Here is a 17,704-nt window from a genome sequence, read left to right as displayed (position 1 = left end):
CAGCCGGAAGGGCCTACCGCATGCTGTAGGAACTTTCCTGCGGGCAAAACAAAACCCCAACTGCTTTCGCAATTGGGGTTTCGGAATTTAATCTTGACGATGACCTACTCTCACATGGGGAAACCCCACACTACCATCGGCGATGCATCGTTTCACTTCTGAGTTCGGGATGGGATCAGGTGGTTCCAACGCTCTATGGTCGTCAAGAAATTCGGGTACTGACTCGTGACCGGTTGGCCTCGCTTCAGCAAATCGGGTATGTGATACAGGTGTTTTGTGAGCATCGCGAACTTTCGGTTCATTGCGTCTTCACACACCGCAATCTGGTCTCTTTCGAGCATGCAGATTGCTTGGGTGTTATATGGTCAAGCCTCACGGGCAATTAGTATTGGTTAGCTCAACGCCTCACAGCGCTTACACACCCAACCTATCAACGTCGTAGTCTTCGACGGCCCTTCAGGGAACTCAAGGTTCCAGTGAGATCTCATCTTGAGGCAAGTTTCCCGCTTAGATGCTTTCAGCGGTTATCTTTCCCGAACATAGCTACCCGGCAATGCCACTGGCGTGACAACCGGAACACCAGAGGTTCGTCCACTCCGGTCCTCTCGTACTAGGAGCAGCCCCTCTCAAATCTCAAACGTCCACGGCAGATAGGGACCGAACTGTCTCACGACGTTCTAAACCCAGCTCGCGTACCACTTTAAATGGCGAACAGCCATACCCTTGGGACCGGCTTCAGCCCCAGGATGTGATGAGCCGACATCGAGGTGCCAAACACCGCCGTCGATATGAACTCTTGGGCGGTATCAGCCTGTTATCCCCGGAGTACCTTTTATCCGTTGAGCGATGGCCCTTCCATACAGAACCACCGGATCACTAAGACCTACTTTCGTACCTGCTCGACGTGTCTGTCTCGCAGTCAAGCGCGCTTTTGCCTTTATACTCTACGACCGATTTCCGACCGGTCTGAGCGCACCTTCGTACTCCTCCGTTACTCTTTAGGAGGAGACCGCCCCAGTCAAACTACCCACCATACACTGTCCTCGATCCGGATAACGGACCTGAGTTAGAACCTCAAAGTTGCCAGGGTGGTATTTCAAGGATGGCTCCACGCGAACTGGCGTCCACGCTTCAAAGCCTCCCACCTATCCTACACAAGCAAATTCAAAGTCCAGTGCAAAGCTATAGTAAAGGTTCACGGGGTCTTTCCGTCTAGCCGCGGATACACTGCATCTTCACAGCGATTTCAATTTCACTGAGTCTCGGGTGGAGACAGCGCCGCCATCGTTACGCCATTCGTGCAGGTCGGAACTTACCCGACAAGGAATTTCGCTACCTTAGGACCGTTATAGTTACGGCCGCCGTTTACCGGGGCTTCGATCAAGAGCTTCGCGTTAGCTAACCCCATCAATTAACCTTCCGGCACCGGGCAGGCGTCACACCCTATACGTCCACTTTCGTGTTTGCAGAGTGCTGTGTTTTTAATAAACAGTCGCAGCGGCCTGGTATCTTCGACCGGCATGAGCTTACGGAGCAAGTCCTTCACCCTCACCGGCGCACCTTCTCCCGAAGTTACGGTGCCATTTTGCCTAGTTCCTTCACCCGAGTTCTCTCAAGCGCCTTGGTATTCTCTACCCAACCACCTGTGTCGGTTTGGGGTACGGTTCCTGGTTATCTGAAGCTTAGAAGCTTTTCTTGGAAGCATGGCATCAACCACTTCGTCACCTAAAAGGTAACTCGTCATCAGCTCTCGGCCTTAAGATCCCGGATTTACCTAAGATCTCAGCCTACCACCTTAAACTTGGACAACCAACGCCAAGCTGGCCTAGCCTTCTCCGTCCCTCCATCGCAATAACCAGAAGTACAGGAATATTAACCTGTTTTCCATCGACTACGCTTTTCAGCCTCGCCTTAGGGACCGACTAACCCTGCGTCGATTAACGTTGCGCAGGAAACCTTGGTCTTTCGGCGTGGGTGTTTTTCACACCCATTGTCGTTACTCATGTCAGCATTCGCACTTCTGATACCTCCAGCAAGCTTCTCAACTCACCTTCACAGGCTTACAGAACGCTCCTCTACCGCATCACTTGCGTGATACCCGTAGCTTCGGTGTATGGTTTGAGCCCCGTTACATCTTCCGCGCAGGCCGACTCGACTAGTGAGCTATTACGCTTTCTTTAAAGGGTGGCTGCTTCTAAGCCAACCTCCTAGCTGTCTAAGCCTTCCCACATCGTTTCCCACTTAACCATAACTTTGGGACCTTAGCTGACGGTCTGGGTTGTTTCCCTTTTCACGACGGACGTTAGCACCCGCCGTGTGTCTCCCATGCTCGGCACTTGTAGGTATTCGGAGTTTGCATCGGTTTGGTAAGTCGGGATGACCCCCTAGCCGAAACAGTGCTCTACCCCCTACAGTGATACATGAGGCGCTACCTAAATAGCTTTCGAGGAGAACCAGCTATCTCCGAGCTTGATTAGCCTTTCACTCCGATCCACAGGTCATCCGCTAACTTTTCAACGGTAGTCGGTTCGGTCCTCCAGTCAGTGTTACCTAACCTTCAACCTGCCCATGGATAGATCGCCCGGTTTCGGGTCTATTCCCAGCGACTAGACGCCCTATTAAGACTCGCTTTCGCTACGCCTCCCCTATTCGGTTAAGCTCGCCACTGAAAATAAGTCGCTGACCCATTATACAAAAGGTACGCAGTCACCCAACAAAGTGGGCTCCCACTGCTTGTACGCATACGGTTTCAGGATCTATTTCACTCCCCTCTCCGGGGTTCTTTTCGCCTTTCCCTCACGGTACTAGTTCACTATCGGTCAGTCAGTAGTATTTAGCCTTGGAGGATGGTCCCCCCATATTCAGACAAAGTTTCTCGTGCTCCGTCCTACTCGATTTCATGACTAAGAGACTTTCGCGTACAGGGCTATCACCCACTATGGCCGCACTTTCCAGAGCGTTCCGCTAATCTCAAAGCCACTTAAGGGCTAGTCCCCGTTCGCTCGCCACTACTAAGGGAATCTCGGTTGATTTCTTTTCCTCAGGGTACTTAGATGTTTCAGTTCCCCTGGTTCGCCTCTTGCACCTATGTATTCAGTACAAGATAACCATCTTATGATGGCTGGGTTCCCCCATTCAGACATCTCCGGATCAAAGTCTGTTTGCCGACTCCCCGAAGCTTTTCGCAGGCTACCACGTCTTTCATCGCCTCTGACTGCCAAGGCATCCACCGTATGCGCTTCTTCACTTGACCATATAACCCCAAGCAATCTGGTTATACTGTGAAGACGACATTCGCCGAAAATTCGCAAAACTCTTAAGAGTCACTCACAAATTTTACCTTAGCCTGATCCGTTACCAGTGAAAGTAACGTTCAGTCTATCTTTCTATCACATACCCAAATTTTTAAAGAACGATTCTGAAAAAGATCAGAGCTAATTATTCGATTCGAATATTTAGCTCTGCACTTTTACAAACGCATGAATCAAGCAATTCGTGTGGGAACTTATGGAGCAGCTGATGTCGTCGATTAAGGAGGTGATCCAGCCGCAGGTTCCCCTACGGCTACCTTGTTACGACTTCACCCCAGTCATGAATCACACCGTGGTAACCGTCCTCCCGAAGGTTAGACTAGCTACTTCTGGTGCAACCCACTCCCATGGTGTGACGGGCGGTGTGTACAAGGCCCGGGAACGTATTCACCGCGACATTCTGATTCGCGATTACTAGCGATTCCGACTTCACGCAGTCGAGTTGCAGACTGCGATCCGGACTACGATCGGTTTTGTGGGATTAGCTCCACCTCGCGGCTTGGCAACCCTCTGTACCGACCATTGTAGCACGTGTGTAGCCCAGGCCGTAAGGGCCATGATGACTTGACGTCATCCCCACCTTCCTCCGGTTTGTCACCGGCAGTCTCCTTAGAGTGCCCACCATTACGTGCTGGTAACTAAGGACAAGGGTTGCGCTCGTTACGGGACTTAACCCAACATCTCACGACACGAGCTGACGACAGCCATGCAGCACCTGTCTCAATGCTCCCGAAGGCACCAATCCATCTCTGGAAAGTTCATTGGATGTCAAGGCCTGGTAAGGTTCTTCGCGTTGCTTCGAATTAAACCACATGCTCCACCGCTTGTGCGGGCCCCCGTCAATTCATTTGAGTTTTAACCTTGCGGCCGTACTCCCCAGGCGGTCAACTTAATGCGTTAGCTGCGCCACTAAGAGCTCAAGGCTCCCAACGGCTAGTTGACATCGTTTACGGCGTGGACTACCAGGGTATCTAATCCTGTTTGCTCCCCACGCTTTCGCACCTCAGTGTCAGTATCAGTCCAGGTGGTCGCCTTCGCCACTGGTGTTCCTTCCTATATCTACGCATTTCACCGCTACACAGGAAATTCCACCACCCTCTACCATACTCTAGCTTGCCAGTTTTGGATGCAGTTCCCAGGTTGAGCCCGGGGATTTCACATCCAACTTAACAAACCACCTACGCGCGCTTTACGCCCAGTAATTCCGATTAACGCTTGCACCCTCTGTATTACCGCGGCTGCTGGCACAGAGTTAGCCGGTGCTTATTCTGTCGGTAACGTCAAAATTGCAGAGTATTAATCTACAACCCTTCCTCCCAACTTAAAGTGCTTTACAATCCGAAGACCTTCTTCACACACGCGGCATGGCTGGATCAGGCTTTCGCCCATTGTCCAATATTCCCCACTGCTGCCTCCCGTAGGAGTCTGGACCGTGTCTCAGTTCCAGTGTGACTGATCATCCTCTCAGACCAGTTACGGATCGTCGCCTTGGTGAGCCATTACCTCACCAACTAGCTAATCCGACCTAGGCTCATCTGATAGCGCAAGGCCCGAAGGTCCCCTGCTTTCTCCCGTAGGACGTATGCGGTATTAGCGTTCCTTTCGAAACGTTGTCCCCCACTACCAGGCAGATTCCTAGGCATTACTCACCCGTCCGCCGCTGAATCCAGGAGCAAGCTCCTTTCATCCGCTCGACTTGCATGTGTTAGGCCTGCCGCCAGCGTTCAATCTGAGCCATGATCAAACTCTTCAGTTCAAACATCTTTGGGTTTTTAAGAAACCCTAAACTTGGCTCAGCAATCGTTGGTTACATCTTTGATTTCTCGCGGAGTAACTTGTGATGCTGATAATCTTGCTGACTATCAGTCTGACTCCACAAGCACCCACACGAATTGCTTGATTCAGTTGTTAAAGAGCGGCTGGTTAAGATCTTTCGTCTCAACCGAGGCGCGCATTCTACAGCAGCCTCATTTACTGTCAAGTGATTATTTTCAGAAGTTTTCGAAGATTTCTTCAACAACTTCAACCACTTGCGCTTCCGATCTCTCGTTAGCGGGAGGCGAATTCTACAGCGTTACACGCTGCTGTCAACACCTCTTTTTCTCCGCTTTCGACCGAGAAGATCGAACCATCAAAAGAGCCAAACATCACCGCCCTTTCAACTCCTTCCAGGCTTCGATGAGCTGAAGCAAGCCGCTGTCGAAAACTGCGTAACTCGTTGAATCTCAAGGAGTTTTCCGTTTCGACTGCGCCGGAAGTGGGGCGAATTATAGACCTCCAGAATCTGCCGTCAACCGCTTTTTTCACATTTCTGTCATATCGGTCAAAAAAACCCGAAAACACGAAGGCCGACCTCTAGAGGTCGGCCTTCGTCATGCCCCGCTACTTACAAGCTAGGGAAAGCGAACTGCGAAGCCTCATGGCTCGCACGCTGCGGCCAGCGCTGGGTGATGGCCTTGCGACGGGTATAGAAGCGCACACCATCCGGGCCATAGGCATGCAGGTCGCCGAACAGCGAGCGCTTCCAGCCGCCGAAGCTGTGGTAAGCCACAGGAACCGGCAGCGGTACGTTGACGCCGACCATGCCGACTTCAATTTCGTCGCAGAACAGACGGGCCGCTTCACCATCACGAGTGAAGATGCAGGTGCCGTTGCCGTATTCGTGATCGTTGATCAGCTTCATCGCCTCTTCCAGGCTGTTGACCCGAACCACGCACAACACCGGCCCGAAGATCTCCTCCTTATAGATGCGCATTTCAGGGGTGACGTTGTCGAATAGGCAGCCGCCGAGGAAGAAGCCCTCTTCGTTACCCGGAATGCTCAAGCCGCGACCATCGACGACCAAGGTCGCGCCCGCTGCCACACCGTCATCGACATAGCCGCTAACCTTGTCCCGCGCCTGACCGGTCACCAGTGGCCCCATGTCCAGACCACACGAAGTGCCGGCACCGATTTTCAGCGCCTTGATCTGTGGAACCAGTTTCGCCACCAGCGCATCCGCTACCTGATCGCCGACACATACTGCGACCGAAATCGCCATGCAGCGCTCACCGCAAGAACCATAGGCCGCGCCCATCAGCGCGCTGACCGCGTTGTCCAGATCCGCATCCGGCATCAGCACCGCATGGTTCTTCGCGCCGCCCAGTGCCTGAACGCGTTTGCCGCGCTTGGTACCTTCGGCATAGATGTATTCGGCAATCGGCGTCGAACCAACAAAGCTCAGCGCTTTGACTTCCGGCGCTTCAATCAGCGCGTCCACTGCAGTCTTGTCGCCATGCACCACGCTGAGCACACCTTTCGGCAGACCGGCTTCGATCAGCAGTTGAGCGATCAGCAGCGTCGAGCTTGGGTCACGCTCGGACGGTTTGAGGATGAAGCAGTTGCCGCAGACGATCGCCAGTGGGTACATCCACAGTGGGACCATCGCCGGGAAGTTGAATGGCGTGATGCCGGCAACCACGCCCAGTGGCTGGAAGTCCGACCAGGCGTCAATGTTAGGGCCGACGTTGCGGCTGTATTCGCCCTTGAGGATTTCCGGGGCGGCGCAGGCGAACTCGACGTTCTCGATACCGCGCTTCAGTTCACCGGCGGCGTCTTCGAGGGTCTTGCCGTGTTCTTCGCTGATCAATTGCGAGATACGCGCTTCGTTCTGCTCCAGCAGTTGCTTGAAGCGGAACATCACCTGGGCACGTTTCGCCGGCGGGGTGTTGCGCCATGCCGGGAATGCAGCCTTGGCGGCGTCGATCGCGTGTTGAATGGTTTCGCGGGTGGCCAGCGGCAGCTTGTGGATCGCCTGACCGGTGGACGGGTTGAACACATCAACCGCGCGACCGTGCTCGGTCACCAGTTCGCCATTGATCAAATGCGGGATAACGCTCATCGAAAACTCCTGAATTCTTGTGTACAGACGCCCACATGGGGCGCCTGTTATTCGCAGGTATATATAGAGGGAAAATCAGTCGAGCTTGTTCAGCACTTCGCCAACCGCGTCGAACAGACGATCGAGGTCTTGCGGCTTGCTGTTGAAAGTTGGGCCGAACTGCAGGGTGTCGCCGCCGAAGCGCACGTAGAACCCGGCTTTCCACAGGGCCATGCCCGCTTCGAACGGACGCACGATGGCGTCGCCATCACGATGGGCAATCTGGATCGCACCGGCCAGGCCGTAGTTACGGATGTCGATGACGTTCTTCGAACCTTTCAGACCGTGCAGGGCATTTTCGAAATGCGGTGCAACCTCGGCCACGCTCTGCACCAGGTTTTCCTTTTGCAGCAGGTCGAGTGCCGCCAGGCCAGCGGCGCACGCCACCGGGTGGGCCGAGTAGGTGTAGCCGTGGGGGAATTCCACCGCGTATTCCGGAGTCGGCTGATTCATGAAGGTCTGGTAGATCTCGGAGCTGGCAATCACTGCGCCCATCGGAATCGCGCCGTTGGTGACTTGCTTGGCGATGCACATCAGGTCCGGGGTCACGCCAAAGCTCTCGGCGCCGAACATCGAGCCGGTGCGGCCGAAACCGGTAATCACTTCGTCGAAGACCAGCAGGATGTTGTGCTGATCGCAGATCTCGCGCAGACGCTTCAGGTAACCCTGAGGCGGAACCAGTACGCCAGCGGAACCGGCCATCGGTTCAACGAAGACCGCCGCGATGTTCGACGCGTCGTGCAGTTCGATCAACTTCAGCAGCTCATCGGCCAGGGCGATACCGCCCTGCTCCGGCATGCCACGGGAGAATGCGTTGCTGGCCAGCAGCGTGTGCGGCAGGTGATCGACATCCATCATCGCCTGACCGAACAGCTTACGGTTGCCGTTGACGCCGCCAAGGCTGGTGCCGGCGATGTTCACACCGTGGTAGCCACGGGCACGGCCGATCATTTTGGTCTTGGTTGACTGACCTTTCAGACGCCAGTAGGCACGAACCATCTTCACCGCAGTGTCGGCGCACTCGGAACCGGAGTCGGTGAAGAACACGTGGTTCAGGTTGCCCGGAGTCAGCTCAGTGATCTTTTCCGCCAACTGGAACGACAGCGGATGGCCGTACTGGAAGCCTGGCGAGTAATCGAGGGTGCCCAGTTGTTTGGATACCGCTTCCTGGATTTCCTTGCGGGTGTGCCCGGCGCCGCAGGTCCACAGACCGGACAGCGAATCGTAGATCTTGCGGCCCTTGTCATCGAACAGCCAGCTGCCTTCGGCACCCACAATCAGACGCGGATCGCGCTGGAAGTTGCGGTTGGCGGTGTACGGCATCCAGTGCGCGTCCAGCTTCAGTTGGCTGGCCAGTGGCGACGGCGCGTTTTCAGGCATGTTCATCGGGCAAAACCTCGCAGGGCATAAGCATCAGGGAGATAAAAAGCGTTGTTGCAGCTAAATTGCCATGCGGATAAAGTCGGTGAAATCCAACTTTTCTAACCTTCAGTTAGAAGCCTGCTAAACAATGAGAACAACAGCATGAGCAGTCGCCGCCCCGATCCGCTGGCCCAGGTCAGTGATTTTGATATTCGCCTGCTGCGGATTTTCCGCAGCGTGGTGGAGTGCGGCGGCTTCTCGGCGGCGGAAACCGTGCTCGGCATCGGGCGCTCGGCGATCAGCCAGCAGATGAGCGATCTCGAACAGCGCCTTGGCCTGCGTTTGTGCCAACGCGGCCGCGCCGGGTTCTCGCTGACCGAAGAGGGCCGCGAGGTTTATCAGTCAGCGCTGCAACTGTTAAGTGCGCTGGAAAGTTTCCGCACCGAGGTCAACGGCCTGCACCAACACCTGCGTGGCGAGTTGATCATTGGCCTGACCGACAACCTCGTCACCCTGCCCCACATGCGCATCACCCATGCCCTCGCACAGTTGAAGGAACGCGGGCCGGACGTGCAGATCCAGATTCGCATGATCGCTCCCAACGAGGTCGAACAAGGCGTGCTCGACGGTCGCCTGCATGTCGGCGTGGTGCCGCAGGCCAGCGCACTGTCGGGGCTGGAATATCAGCCGTTGTACAGCGAACGCTCACTGCTTTATTGCGCGGTGGGTCATCCGCTGTTTTATGTGGATGACAAGCAGCTGGATGACGAGCGCCTTAATAGCCAGGATGCGATTGCCCCGACCTTTCGTTTGCCGGCGGAGATTCAGGCGCATTACCAGGCGCTCAATTGCACCGCCAGTGCGTCCGACCGTGAGGGCATGGCGTTTCTGATTTTGACCGGGCGTTATATCGGTTATCTGCCGGATCATTACGCCAGCCTGTGGGTGCAGCAAGGTCGCTTGCGTGCGCTGAAATCGACGACACGTTTTTATGATTTGAGTCTGGCATCGGTCACGCGCAAGGGGCGGCGCCCTCATTTGGTGCTGGAAAGTTTTCTGGAGAGTCTGGCGGCGACGCGTTGAAAAATCCTGCAAGGCCCGACAGATCAGGTTTTCAACCACAAAATCACTGAATAACCTGAGCAAGTGGACAGCTTTTTGCAAAGCAGGATCAACCCCGATCCTTCAACAAGAAGCCTTAAGCCATGCAGCCAGATTCTGAACCGTCCAGCGACCTGATCTACGGCCTCGACGACCGCCCAAAACCACCCGCCGCAATCCTCGCCGCCCTGCAACACGTTCTCGCCAGTTTCGTCGGCATCATCACCCCACCGCTGGTGATCGGCTCGGCCCTCGGCCTGACCGCACACTTGCCGTACCTGATCAGCATGGCGCTGATGGTTTCCGGGGTCGGCACCTTTATTCAAGCGCGGCGGCCGTTCGGCATCGGCGCCGGGATGATCTGTTTGCAGGGCACCAGTTTCGCCTTCCTCGGCGCGGTGCTGTCGGCCGGGTTTCTGGTCAAGCAGCGTGGCGGCAGCCCGGAAGACATTCTGGCGATGATCTTCGGCGTATGCTTTTTCGGCGCCGTGGTGCAGATCGTCCTCAGCCGTTTCATCGGTCAATTACGCCGGGTTGTTACGCCGCTAGTGACCGGGATCGTCATCACCCTGATCGGCGTCAGTCTGATCAAGGTCGGCATCACCGATCTGGGCGGTGGATTCAATGCGCCGGACTTCGGCGCGCCGGGCAATCTGGCGCTGGGGGTGTTCGTGTTGCTGACGATCATCCTGCTCAACCGCTCGAACACGCCGTGGGTGCGGCTGTCGGCCATCATTATCGGACTGCTGCTCGGCAGTCTGGCCGCGTGGTTCAGCGGGAAACTGGTTCCGCAAGCATTGCCTGACTTGCCGCTGGTCAGTCTTCCTGCACCCTTCAAGTTCGGTTTCAGCTTCGACTGGACCGCTTTCCTGCCGGTCGCGCTGATTTACCTGATCAGCACCATCGAAACCGTCGGCGACCTCACGGCCAATTGCATGCTCGCCCGCCAGCCAATCGGCGGCCCTTCCTATATAAGTCGTTTGCGTGGCGGCGTACTCGGTGACGGCGTCAGCTGCATGATCGCCGCCACCTTCAGCGCCTTCCCCAACACCACGTTTGCGCAGAACAACGGCGTAATCCAGTTGACCGGCGTGGCCAGCCGCTATGTCGGGCTGTACATCGGCGCGATCCTGTTTTGTCTCGGTCTGTTCCCCATGATCGGCGCGGTGCTGCAGCAGATCCCCAAACCGGTGCTCGGTGGCGCCACGCTGGTGATGTTCGGCAGCGTAGCAGCGGCCGGGGTGCGGATCCTTGCACAGTCGCCGCTGGACCGACGCAGCATGCTGATCATCGCCACCTCGCTCGGCGTCGGCCTGGGCATTGCCGCGCAACCGAACCTGTTGCACCTGTTACCGAAACTGGTGCAAAACCTGTTCGATTCGGCGATCACCAGCGGTGGCCTGACCGCGATCATCCTGTGCCTGTTGCTGCCGGAGGCGAAAACCACCCGCGTCGAATCCGCCGCAGCGCTGAACAAGATCGAACAGGCGTAACGGTTTTATTGCATCAGGACTTGTCGGATGCCTGTGGGTGCGTTATCAACGCAACTGGTTGCACCCACAGACAAACCGGAAGTGCCTATGACCTTTGAAGTCCCTGCTCACGGCGGCAAACCCGCCAGCCGCATTCGTCAGAAGAACGAAGAGACCATCCTCAAAGCCGCCGAAGACGAGTTCGCCCGTCACGGTTACAAAGGCACCAGCATGAACACCATCGCGCAGAATGCCGGGTTGCCCAAGGCGAATCTGCATTACTACTTCACCAACAAGCTTGGGTTGTACGTGGCGGTGCTGAGCAACATCATCGAGCTGTGGGACAGCACCTTCAACACCCTGACCGCCAAGGATGATCCGGCCGAAGCGCTGACCCGCTACATTCGCGCCAAGATGGAATTCTCCCGCCGTCAGCCGCAGGCCTCGCGGATCTTTGCGATGGAAGTGATCAGTGGCGGCGAATGCCTGACCGAGTATTTCAACCAGGATTACCGCGCCTGGTTCCAGGGCCGCGCAGCCGTGTTCCAGGCCTGGATCGATGCCGGCAAGATGGACCCGGTGGATCCGGTGCACCTGATTTTCCTGCTGTGGGGCAGCACCCAGCATTACGCCGACTTCGCCACGCAGATCTGCCGCGTCAGCGGTCGCAGCAAGCTGACCAAGCAGGACATGGAAGACGCCGGCAACAACCTGATCCGCATCATTCTCAAAGGCTGCGGCCTCACCCCGACTATTTAAGACGTTTATGCCTTTCACTCTCAGTGGTTTTTGCGAGTACCGCGAAGAGATTCGCAAAAGCCGCTTCATCACCGTCGCCGCGCCGATCGGCAGCCCCGCAGACGCGCAGGCGTTCTTCGAACAACACAGCGACTTGAATGCCTCGCACAACTGCTGGGCGTGGAAACTCGGTGCGCAATACCGCAGCAACGACGACGGCGAACCCGGCGGCACCGCCGGGCGGCCGATTCTGGCGGCCATCGAAGCGCAGGATTGCGATCAGGTCGCGGTGCTGGTGATCCGCTGGTATGGCGGCATTCAACTGGGCACCGGCGGTTTGGCCCGAGCCTATGGCGGCGGCGCGAACAAGTGCCTGCAAGCGGCGGCAAAAGTCGAGTTGATCAGCCGTGTGCCGCTCAGTTGTGCCTGCGGCTTTGCCGAGTTGGCGTTGGTGAAGCTGCGGGTGGCGGATCTGGGTGGCTTGGTAGTGGAAGAAAACTTCACTGCCAATGGTGTTGAGTTGCAGTTGGCGGTGGGTGAGGCGCAGATCGAGTTGTTGCAAACGCAGCTGGCGGATCTCAGCCGTGGGCGGATAGTGCTGCAGCGTTAGAAGAGCAAAAGATCGCAGCCTTCGTCAGCTCCTGCACAGGACTTTGCGTTTCCCTGTAGGAGCTGCCGAAGGCTGCGATCTTTTAGGGCATCGACGGATTTCTTTATTCCAGCAACTTGCCCACATCTGCTGTGCACCCGACTGTGGATAACCTGAGCACATATGGCTGTAACCCTTCTGTCACGTGGCTTTGCGCGATTTGCTCACTTTTCGTCCACTGCGCATGAAAAAAGATAAATCCCACGTAAAAACAGATAGTTAGCGCTTTTTATCACCATTGGGAGATAGCATCCCAGCGCTTATGCCAAGGATTTCCAATTGCGCACAAATACTGTGGAACAACCTGTGGATAAGCCGTTCATGGCTGGCGCAGTCGCAGGTTCTGTATAGCTTCGACCCGGCTGCTCGTTTTTTAACCAGTTCGTCACGGTGCAAAAATGGAGCCGGATCAACAGCTTTGCGCTGAATTGGTGCCGGCTCCTCCTGCGTTTTTCAGCGCGACGCTCTGCCGCCGGCACGCGGCAACAGTTACGGCGGGCGTTCCTGACTCAATGGCCAGGAAATTGCTTTATCCACAGGCACAACTCCAAGTCAGTCGAGCCTGTCATGCCAAGCCCAGATTCAACGCCGCGCCTGCAACTGCGCCAGATCAGCAAACGCTACCCCGGTTGTCTGGCCAATGACGCCATCGACCTGAGCATCGCGCCGGGAGAAATCCACGCACTGCTCGGTGAGAACGGCGCGGGTAAAAGCACGCTGATGAAGATCATCTATGGCGTCACCCAGGCCGATATCGGCGAAATGCTCTGGCAGGGCCAGCGGGTGAATATCCGCAACCCGGCGCAGGCCCGGCAGTTGGGGATCGGCATGGTGTTTCAGCATTTCTCGCTGTTCGAAACCCTCAGCGTCGCGCAGAACATTGCTCTGGCAATGGGCGCCGAGGCCGGTACGCCGAAACAGCTTGAGCCGAAAATTCGCGAAGTGTCGCGCCGCTACGGCATGGCGCTGGAGCCGGAGCGACTTGTCCACAGCCTGTCGATTGGCGAGCGGCAACGAGTGGAGATCATTCGCTGCCTGATGCAGGACATTCGCCTGCTGATCCTCGACGAGCCGACGTCGGTGCTGACGCCACAAGAGGCCGACGAACTGTTCATCACCCTGCGCCGCCTCGCCGCAGAGGGCTGCAGCATTCTGTTTATCAGCCACAAGCTCGCGGAAGTGCGCGCCCTGTGCCATAACGCCACGGTTTTGCGCGGCGGGCGGGTCGCCGGGCATTGCCGGCCGGCCGAATGCTCGGATCAGCAATTGGCGCAGATGATGGTCGGCGAAGCGGCGGCGTTGATCGGCGAATATCCGAAGGTCAGTGGCGGCGCGGACTTTCTACAGGTCAACGGCTTGAGCTGGCACAACCCCGATCCCTTCGGCTGCTCGTTGAGCGACATCAACCTGCAAGTGCGCGGCGGCGAAATCGTCGGTATCGCCGGGGTCGCGGGCAATGGCCAGGATGAGTTGCTCGCCCTGCTCAGCGGTGAACAAACCCTGCCCCGCGACAGCGCGACAACCATTTGTTTCGCCGGGCAAGCGGTCGCCGATTTGCGTCCGGATGCGCGGCGCCAACTCGGTCTGGCGTTCGTCCCGGCAGAACGCCTGGGCCACGGCGCAGTGCCGGAACTGAGCCTTGCCGACAACGCCTTGCTCACGGCCTTTCAACAGGGGCTGGTGCGCAACGGTTTGATCGAGCGCAGTAAAGTCGAAGCCCTCGCCCAACAGATCATTCAGCGCTTCGGGGTGAAAACCCCGGGCACTCACGCGGCCGCGCGCAGCCTGTCCGGCGGCAATCTGCAGAAATTCATTCTCGGCCGGGAAATTCTCCAGCAACCGAAACTGCTGATCGCCGCGCACCCGACTTGGGGCGTCGACGTGGGCGCGGCGGCGACCATTCACCGCGCGCTGATTGCCCTGCGCGATGCCGGCGCGGCGATCCTGGTGATCTCCGAAGACCTCGACGAACTGTTCCAGATCAGCGACCGCCTCGGCGCCCTGTGCGCCGGGCGTCTGTCGCCGCTGCAGAACACCACCGACACCCTGCTGAGCGATGTCGGCAGCTGGATGGCCGGGCACATCAACCCCACGCATTCATCGGCCACGGCCTGACGGAGTTTTCCCAACATGCTGCTTTCCCTCGAACCCCGTGGCCAACAATCGCGCCTGATGTTGTGGTGCTCGCCGTTGCTGGCAGCACTGCTGACCCTCGGTTGCGGCTCGCTGTTGTTCATCGCTCTGGGACATGACCCGCTGCAAACCTTGCACACGTTGTTGATCGCACCGGTCAGCGATCTGTATGGCGTCTCCGAACTGCTGGTCAAGGCGCTGCCGATTCTGCTTTGTGCACTCGGTCTGGCGGTGGCTTATCAAGCGCGAATCTGGAACATCGGCGCCGAAGGCCAATTGCTCCTCGGCGCACTCGCCGGCAGTGCCTTGGCGGTGAACATCATCGACCTGCAAAGCCGTTGGGCGCTGGTGCTGATTCTGCTCACCGGCACTTTCGCCGGGGCCGCTTGGGCCGGGCTGACGGCATGGCTGCGCACGCGCTTCAACGCCAACGAAATCCTCACCAGCATCATGCTCAATTACATCGCGCTGAACCTGTTGCTGTTCTGCGTGCACGGGCCGCTGAAGGATCCGGCCGGGTACAACTTTCCCGAGTCGGCGATGTTCGGCGACGCCAGTCGCCTGCCGCTGCTGATGGAGGATGGCCGGGTGCACGCCGGGGTGTATTTCGCTTTGCTCGCACTGGTTGCGGTGTGGGTGTTGTTGCAGAAAAGCTTTGTCGGTTTCCAGATCAAAGTGCTAGGTCTGGATAAACGTGCCGCAGGTTTTGTCGGCTTTCGCGAGAAGCATCTGATCTGGCTCGCGCTGTTGATCAGCGGTGGTTTGGCCGGGCTGGCCGGGGTTTGCGAAGTGACCGGGCCGATCGGGCAATTGGTGCCGCAAGTCTCGCCGGGCTATGGCTATGCAGCAATCACCGTGGCGTTTCTCGGACGGTTGAACCCGATCGGGATTCTGTTCTCAAGCCTGTTGATGGCGCTGCTGTACATCGGCGGCGAGAGCGCGCAGATGACCCTGAATCTGCCGCAAGCGATCACCCAACTATTCCAGGGAATGATGCTGTTTTTCCTGCTGGCCTGCGACGTGCTGATTCTCTATCGGCCACGCCTGAAACTGCGCTGGGCACGGCGCACGTCGACCACCGCCGTAACCGCCGGAGCGCTGTGATGGATATCGATCTGCTGAGCAATATTTTCTACGCCATGGTGCGCTGCGGCACGCCGCTGTTGTTGGTGGCGCTGGGTGAGTTGATCTGCGAGAAGAGCGGCGTGCTCAACCTCGGGCAGGAAGGAATGATGCTGTTTGGCGCGGTGATCGGTTTTATCGTCGCCCTCAACAGCGGCAACCTGTGGCTCGGCGTGTTGCTGGCGATGCTCGCGGGGATGCTCTTGTCTTCGCTGTTTGCCCTGGTGGCGCTGGTGTTCAACGCCAATCAGGTGGCGACCGGGCTGGCGCTGACGATCTTCGGTGTGGGCCTGTCGACCTTTGTCGGCGCGGCGTGGGTCGGCAAGCCGTTGGCCGGATTCGAGCCGTTGGCGATTCCGTACTTGAGTGAGATTCCGCTGATCGGGCGCATGCTGTTTGCTCAGGACTTGCTGGTGTACCTGTCGTTCGCGCTGTTTGCGCTGGTGGCTTGGGTGATCATCAAAAGCCGTGTCGGGCTGATCATTCAGGCCGTTGGTGAGAATCCGGACGCGGCCAGTGCGATGGGCCTGCCGGTGCTGACCGTGCGCACGCTGGCGGTGCTGTTCGGCGGGGCGATGGCCGGTTTGGCCGGGGCGTATCTGTCGCTGGCGTACACGCCGATGTGGGCCGAGAACATGACCGCCGGACGCGGCTGGATTGCCCTGGCGCTGGTGGTGTTTGCCAGTTGGCGGGTGTGGCGCTTGTTGCTCGGGGCTTATCTGTTTGGCCTCGCCAGCATCCTGCATCTGGTGGCGCAGGGCTTGGGGCTGGCGATTCCGTCGAGTCTGCTGGCGATGCTGCCGTATGTGGCGACGATTGTGGTGTTGGTGCTGTTGTCACGGGATGCCGTTCGTACCCGGTTGTATGCGCCGGTGTCGTTGGGGCAGCCGTGGCAGGCCGGGCATTAGGGTGGTGATGCCACGGGCCTCATCGCTGGCAAGCCCGCTCCCACAGTGTCCATGTTGTGTACATGATTTGCGAACACCGCTGAGCGGCCTGCGAATTCGAGAAGCAACCACGCTAGAGCCTGGAGTATGCTTCGGGATCAACAGCTCTTTTGAGACCCGGCTCGATGTGTTGCGACGAGTACTGCAACTACGGCTGGGTCAGGCGTGTCCATTGAATCCGTGAACCGTAATCTTCAAGGAACCGAGTCATGTCCCAGGCAAAAAACGCACTGATCATCGGCGCCTCCCGTGGCTTGGGCCTCGGGTTGGTGAAAACCCTGCTGGCCGATGGCTGGCAAGTGACCGCCACCGTGCGCAATCCGCAAAAGGCCGAGGCGCTGCAAGCGCTGGGCAAGGTGCGGATCGAGAAACTCGACATGGACGACCAGCAAGCGGTGATCGCCCTGAGCCAGCAGCTCAAGGGCGAGACATTCGACCTGCTGTTCGTCAACGCCGGGGTCAAAGGCCCTGAAGTGCAAACCCCGGGCGGCGCGACACTGGCCGAAGTCGGGCAACTGTTTTTCACCAACGCCGTGGCGCCGATCAACCTGGCGCAACGCTTCGTCGGGCAGATCCGCGATGGCAGCGGCGTGCTGGCGTTCATGAGTTCCGGCCTGGGCAGCGTCACCGTACCCGACGCCCCGGAGCTGGCGCTGTACAAGGCCAGCAAGGCCGCGCTGAACTCGATGACCAACAGTTTTGTCACCCAGTTGGGCGAGCAGAAACTTACCGTGCTGTCGCTGCACCCGGGCTGGGTGAAGACGGATATGGGTGGTGAAGGTGCTGACCTGGATGTAGAGACCAGCACCCGTGGGCTGATTGATCAGGTGAATGCGTACACCGGCAAGGGCGGGCATCACTTCATCAACTACAAGGGTGAAACCATTCCCTGGTAAGCACCACAGATCTTCCCTGTAGGAGTGAGCCTGCTCGCGATCGCAGTGTGTCCG

10 protein-coding genes and 3 rRNA genes are annotated in these 17,704 nt (G+C 57.7%); 8 read left to right on the top strand and 5 right to left on the bottom strand.

From position 1 onward, the window contains the following. Nucleotides 1-91: 91 nt before the first annotated feature. The 5 genes from rrf to aptA all read right to left on the bottom strand — a co-directional run bounded on the left by rrf (nucleotide 92) and on the right by aptA (nucleotide 8,616). Nucleotides 92-207 (bottom strand): 5S ribosomal RNA (gene rrf, locus ACOYXI_RS22945). 154 nt (nucleotides 208-361) lie between these two features. Next, a 23S ribosomal RNA gene (locus ACOYXI_RS22940) occupies nucleotides 362-3,253 on the bottom strand. Between the two features lie 277 nt (nucleotides 3,254-3,530). Beyond that, a 16S ribosomal RNA gene (locus ACOYXI_RS22935) occupies nucleotides 3,531-5,067 on the bottom strand. The 16S, 23S and 5S rRNA genes sit together here, the layout of an rRNA operon. A 630-nt stretch (nucleotides 5,068-5,697) precedes the next feature. Beyond that, nucleotides 5,698-7,191: a CoA-acylating methylmalonate-semialdehyde dehydrogenase gene (locus ACOYXI_RS22930; protein ID WP_225137440.1), complete on the bottom strand. Its 1,494-nt coding sequence runs from the start codon at nucleotides 7,189-7,191 to the stop codon at nucleotides 5,698-5,700. 75 nt (nucleotides 7,192-7,266) lie between these two features. Continuing rightward, entirely contained in the window at nucleotides 7,267-8,616 is a 1,350-nt protein-coding gene (gene aptA / locus ACOYXI_RS22925) for an omega-aminotransferase AptA (RefSeq protein WP_098967086.1), read from the bottom strand. Nucleotides 8,617-8,754: 138 nt separating this feature from the next. Between aptA and ACOYXI_RS22920 the strand changes: the two genes are divergently transcribed. From ACOYXI_RS22920 to ACOYXI_RS22885, 8 genes are all read left to right on the top strand, one after another. Then, on the top strand, nucleotides 8,755-9,675 hold the full coding sequence (locus tag ACOYXI_RS22920; RefSeq protein WP_007968115.1) for a LysR family transcriptional regulator: 921 nt from the start codon (nucleotides 8,755-8,757) through the stop codon (nucleotides 9,673-9,675). Nucleotides 9,676-9,797: 122 nt separating this feature from the next. Continuing rightward, the gene (locus ACOYXI_RS22915) at nucleotides 9,798-11,186 is read left to right on the top strand and encodes a uracil-xanthine permease family protein (RefSeq protein WP_461675335.1); all 1,389 of its coding nucleotides are present in this window, start codon (nucleotides 9,798-9,800) and stop codon (nucleotides 11,184-11,186) included. Between the two features lie 87 nt (nucleotides 11,187-11,273). Next, nucleotides 11,274-11,924: a TetR/AcrR family transcriptional regulator gene (locus ACOYXI_RS22910; protein WP_461675334.1), complete on the top strand. Its 651-nt coding sequence runs from the start codon at nucleotides 11,274-11,276 to the stop codon at nucleotides 11,922-11,924. Nucleotides 11,925-11,931: 7 nt separating this feature from the next. Then, the gene (locus ACOYXI_RS22905; RefSeq protein ID WP_210556599.1) at nucleotides 11,932-12,513 is read left to right on the top strand and encodes an IMPACT family protein; all 582 of its coding nucleotides are present in this window, start codon (nucleotides 11,932-11,934) and stop codon (nucleotides 12,511-12,513) included. 606 nt (nucleotides 12,514-13,119) lie between these two features. Then, on the top strand, nucleotides 13,120-14,667 hold the full coding sequence (locus ACOYXI_RS22900; protein ID WP_135294901.1) for an ABC transporter ATP-binding protein: 1,548 nt from the start codon (nucleotides 13,120-13,122) through the stop codon (nucleotides 14,665-14,667). A 15-nt stretch (nucleotides 14,668-14,682) separates the two neighbouring features. Next, nucleotides 14,683-15,789, top strand: a complete 1,107-nt coding sequence (locus tag ACOYXI_RS22895) for an ABC transporter permease (protein WP_135294900.1) — start codon at nucleotides 14,683-14,685, stop codon at nucleotides 15,787-15,789. Beyond that, entirely contained in the window at nucleotides 15,789-16,715 is a 927-nt protein-coding gene (locus ACOYXI_RS22890; RefSeq protein ID WP_003221385.1) for an ABC transporter permease, read from the top strand. Before ACOYXI_RS22895 ends, ACOYXI_RS22890 begins: the two co-directional genes overlap by 1 nt. A gap of 248 nt (nucleotides 16,716-16,963) precedes the next feature. Then, nucleotides 16,964-17,650 carry an SDR family oxidoreductase gene (locus ACOYXI_RS22885; protein WP_095138233.1) on the top strand — a complete coding sequence of 229 codons (687 nt, stop codon included), beginning with the start codon at nucleotides 16,964-16,966 and terminating at the stop codon, nucleotides 17,648-17,650. The last annotated feature ends 54 nt before the right edge of the window (nucleotides 17,651-17,704 follow it).

This window comes from Pseudomonas sp. G3-19, assembly GCF_054855875.1.
The sequence above is the reverse complement of the archived record's forward strand: the minus strand, read 5'-3'. Positions and strand labels throughout refer to the sequence as shown.

Excerpts from the sequence above, each read along its gene's own strand:
- aptA (WP_098967086.1), bottom strand. The coding sequence starts at position 8,616 with ATGAACATGCCTGAAAACGCGCCGTCGCCACTGGCCAGCCAACTGAAG.
- ACOYXI_RS22910 (WP_461675334.1), top strand. The coding sequence starts at position 11,274 with ATGACCTTTGAAGTCCCTGCTCACGGCGGCAAACCCGCCAGCCGCATT.
- ACOYXI_RS22890 (WP_003221385.1), top strand. The coding sequence starts at position 15,789 with ATGGATATCGATCTGCTGAGCAATATTTTCTACGCCATGGTGCGCTGC.
- ACOYXI_RS22885 (WP_095138233.1), top strand. The coding sequence starts at position 16,964 with ATGTCCCAGGCAAAAAACGCACTGATCATCGGCGCCTCCCGTGGCTTG.
- ACOYXI_RS22895 (WP_135294900.1), top strand. The coding sequence starts at position 14,683 with ATGCTGCTTTCCCTCGAACCCCGTGGCCAACAATCGCGCCTGATGTTG.
- ACOYXI_RS22900 (WP_135294901.1), top strand. The coding sequence starts at position 13,120 with ATGCCAAGCCCAGATTCAACGCCGCGCCTGCAACTGCGCCAGATCAGC.
- ACOYXI_RS22920 (WP_007968115.1), top strand. The coding sequence starts at position 8,755 with ATGAGCAGTCGCCGCCCCGATCCGCTGGCCCAGGTCAGTGATTTTGAT.
- ACOYXI_RS22930 (WP_225137440.1), bottom strand. The coding sequence starts at position 7,191 with ATGAGCGTTATCCCGCATTTGATCAATGGCGAACTGGTGACCGAGCAC.
- ACOYXI_RS22915 (WP_461675335.1), top strand. The coding sequence starts at position 9,798 with ATGCAGCCAGATTCTGAACCGTCCAGCGACCTGATCTACGGCCTCGAC.
- ACOYXI_RS22905 (WP_210556599.1), top strand. The coding sequence starts at position 11,932 with ATGCCTTTCACTCTCAGTGGTTTTTGCGAGTACCGCGAAGAGATTCGC.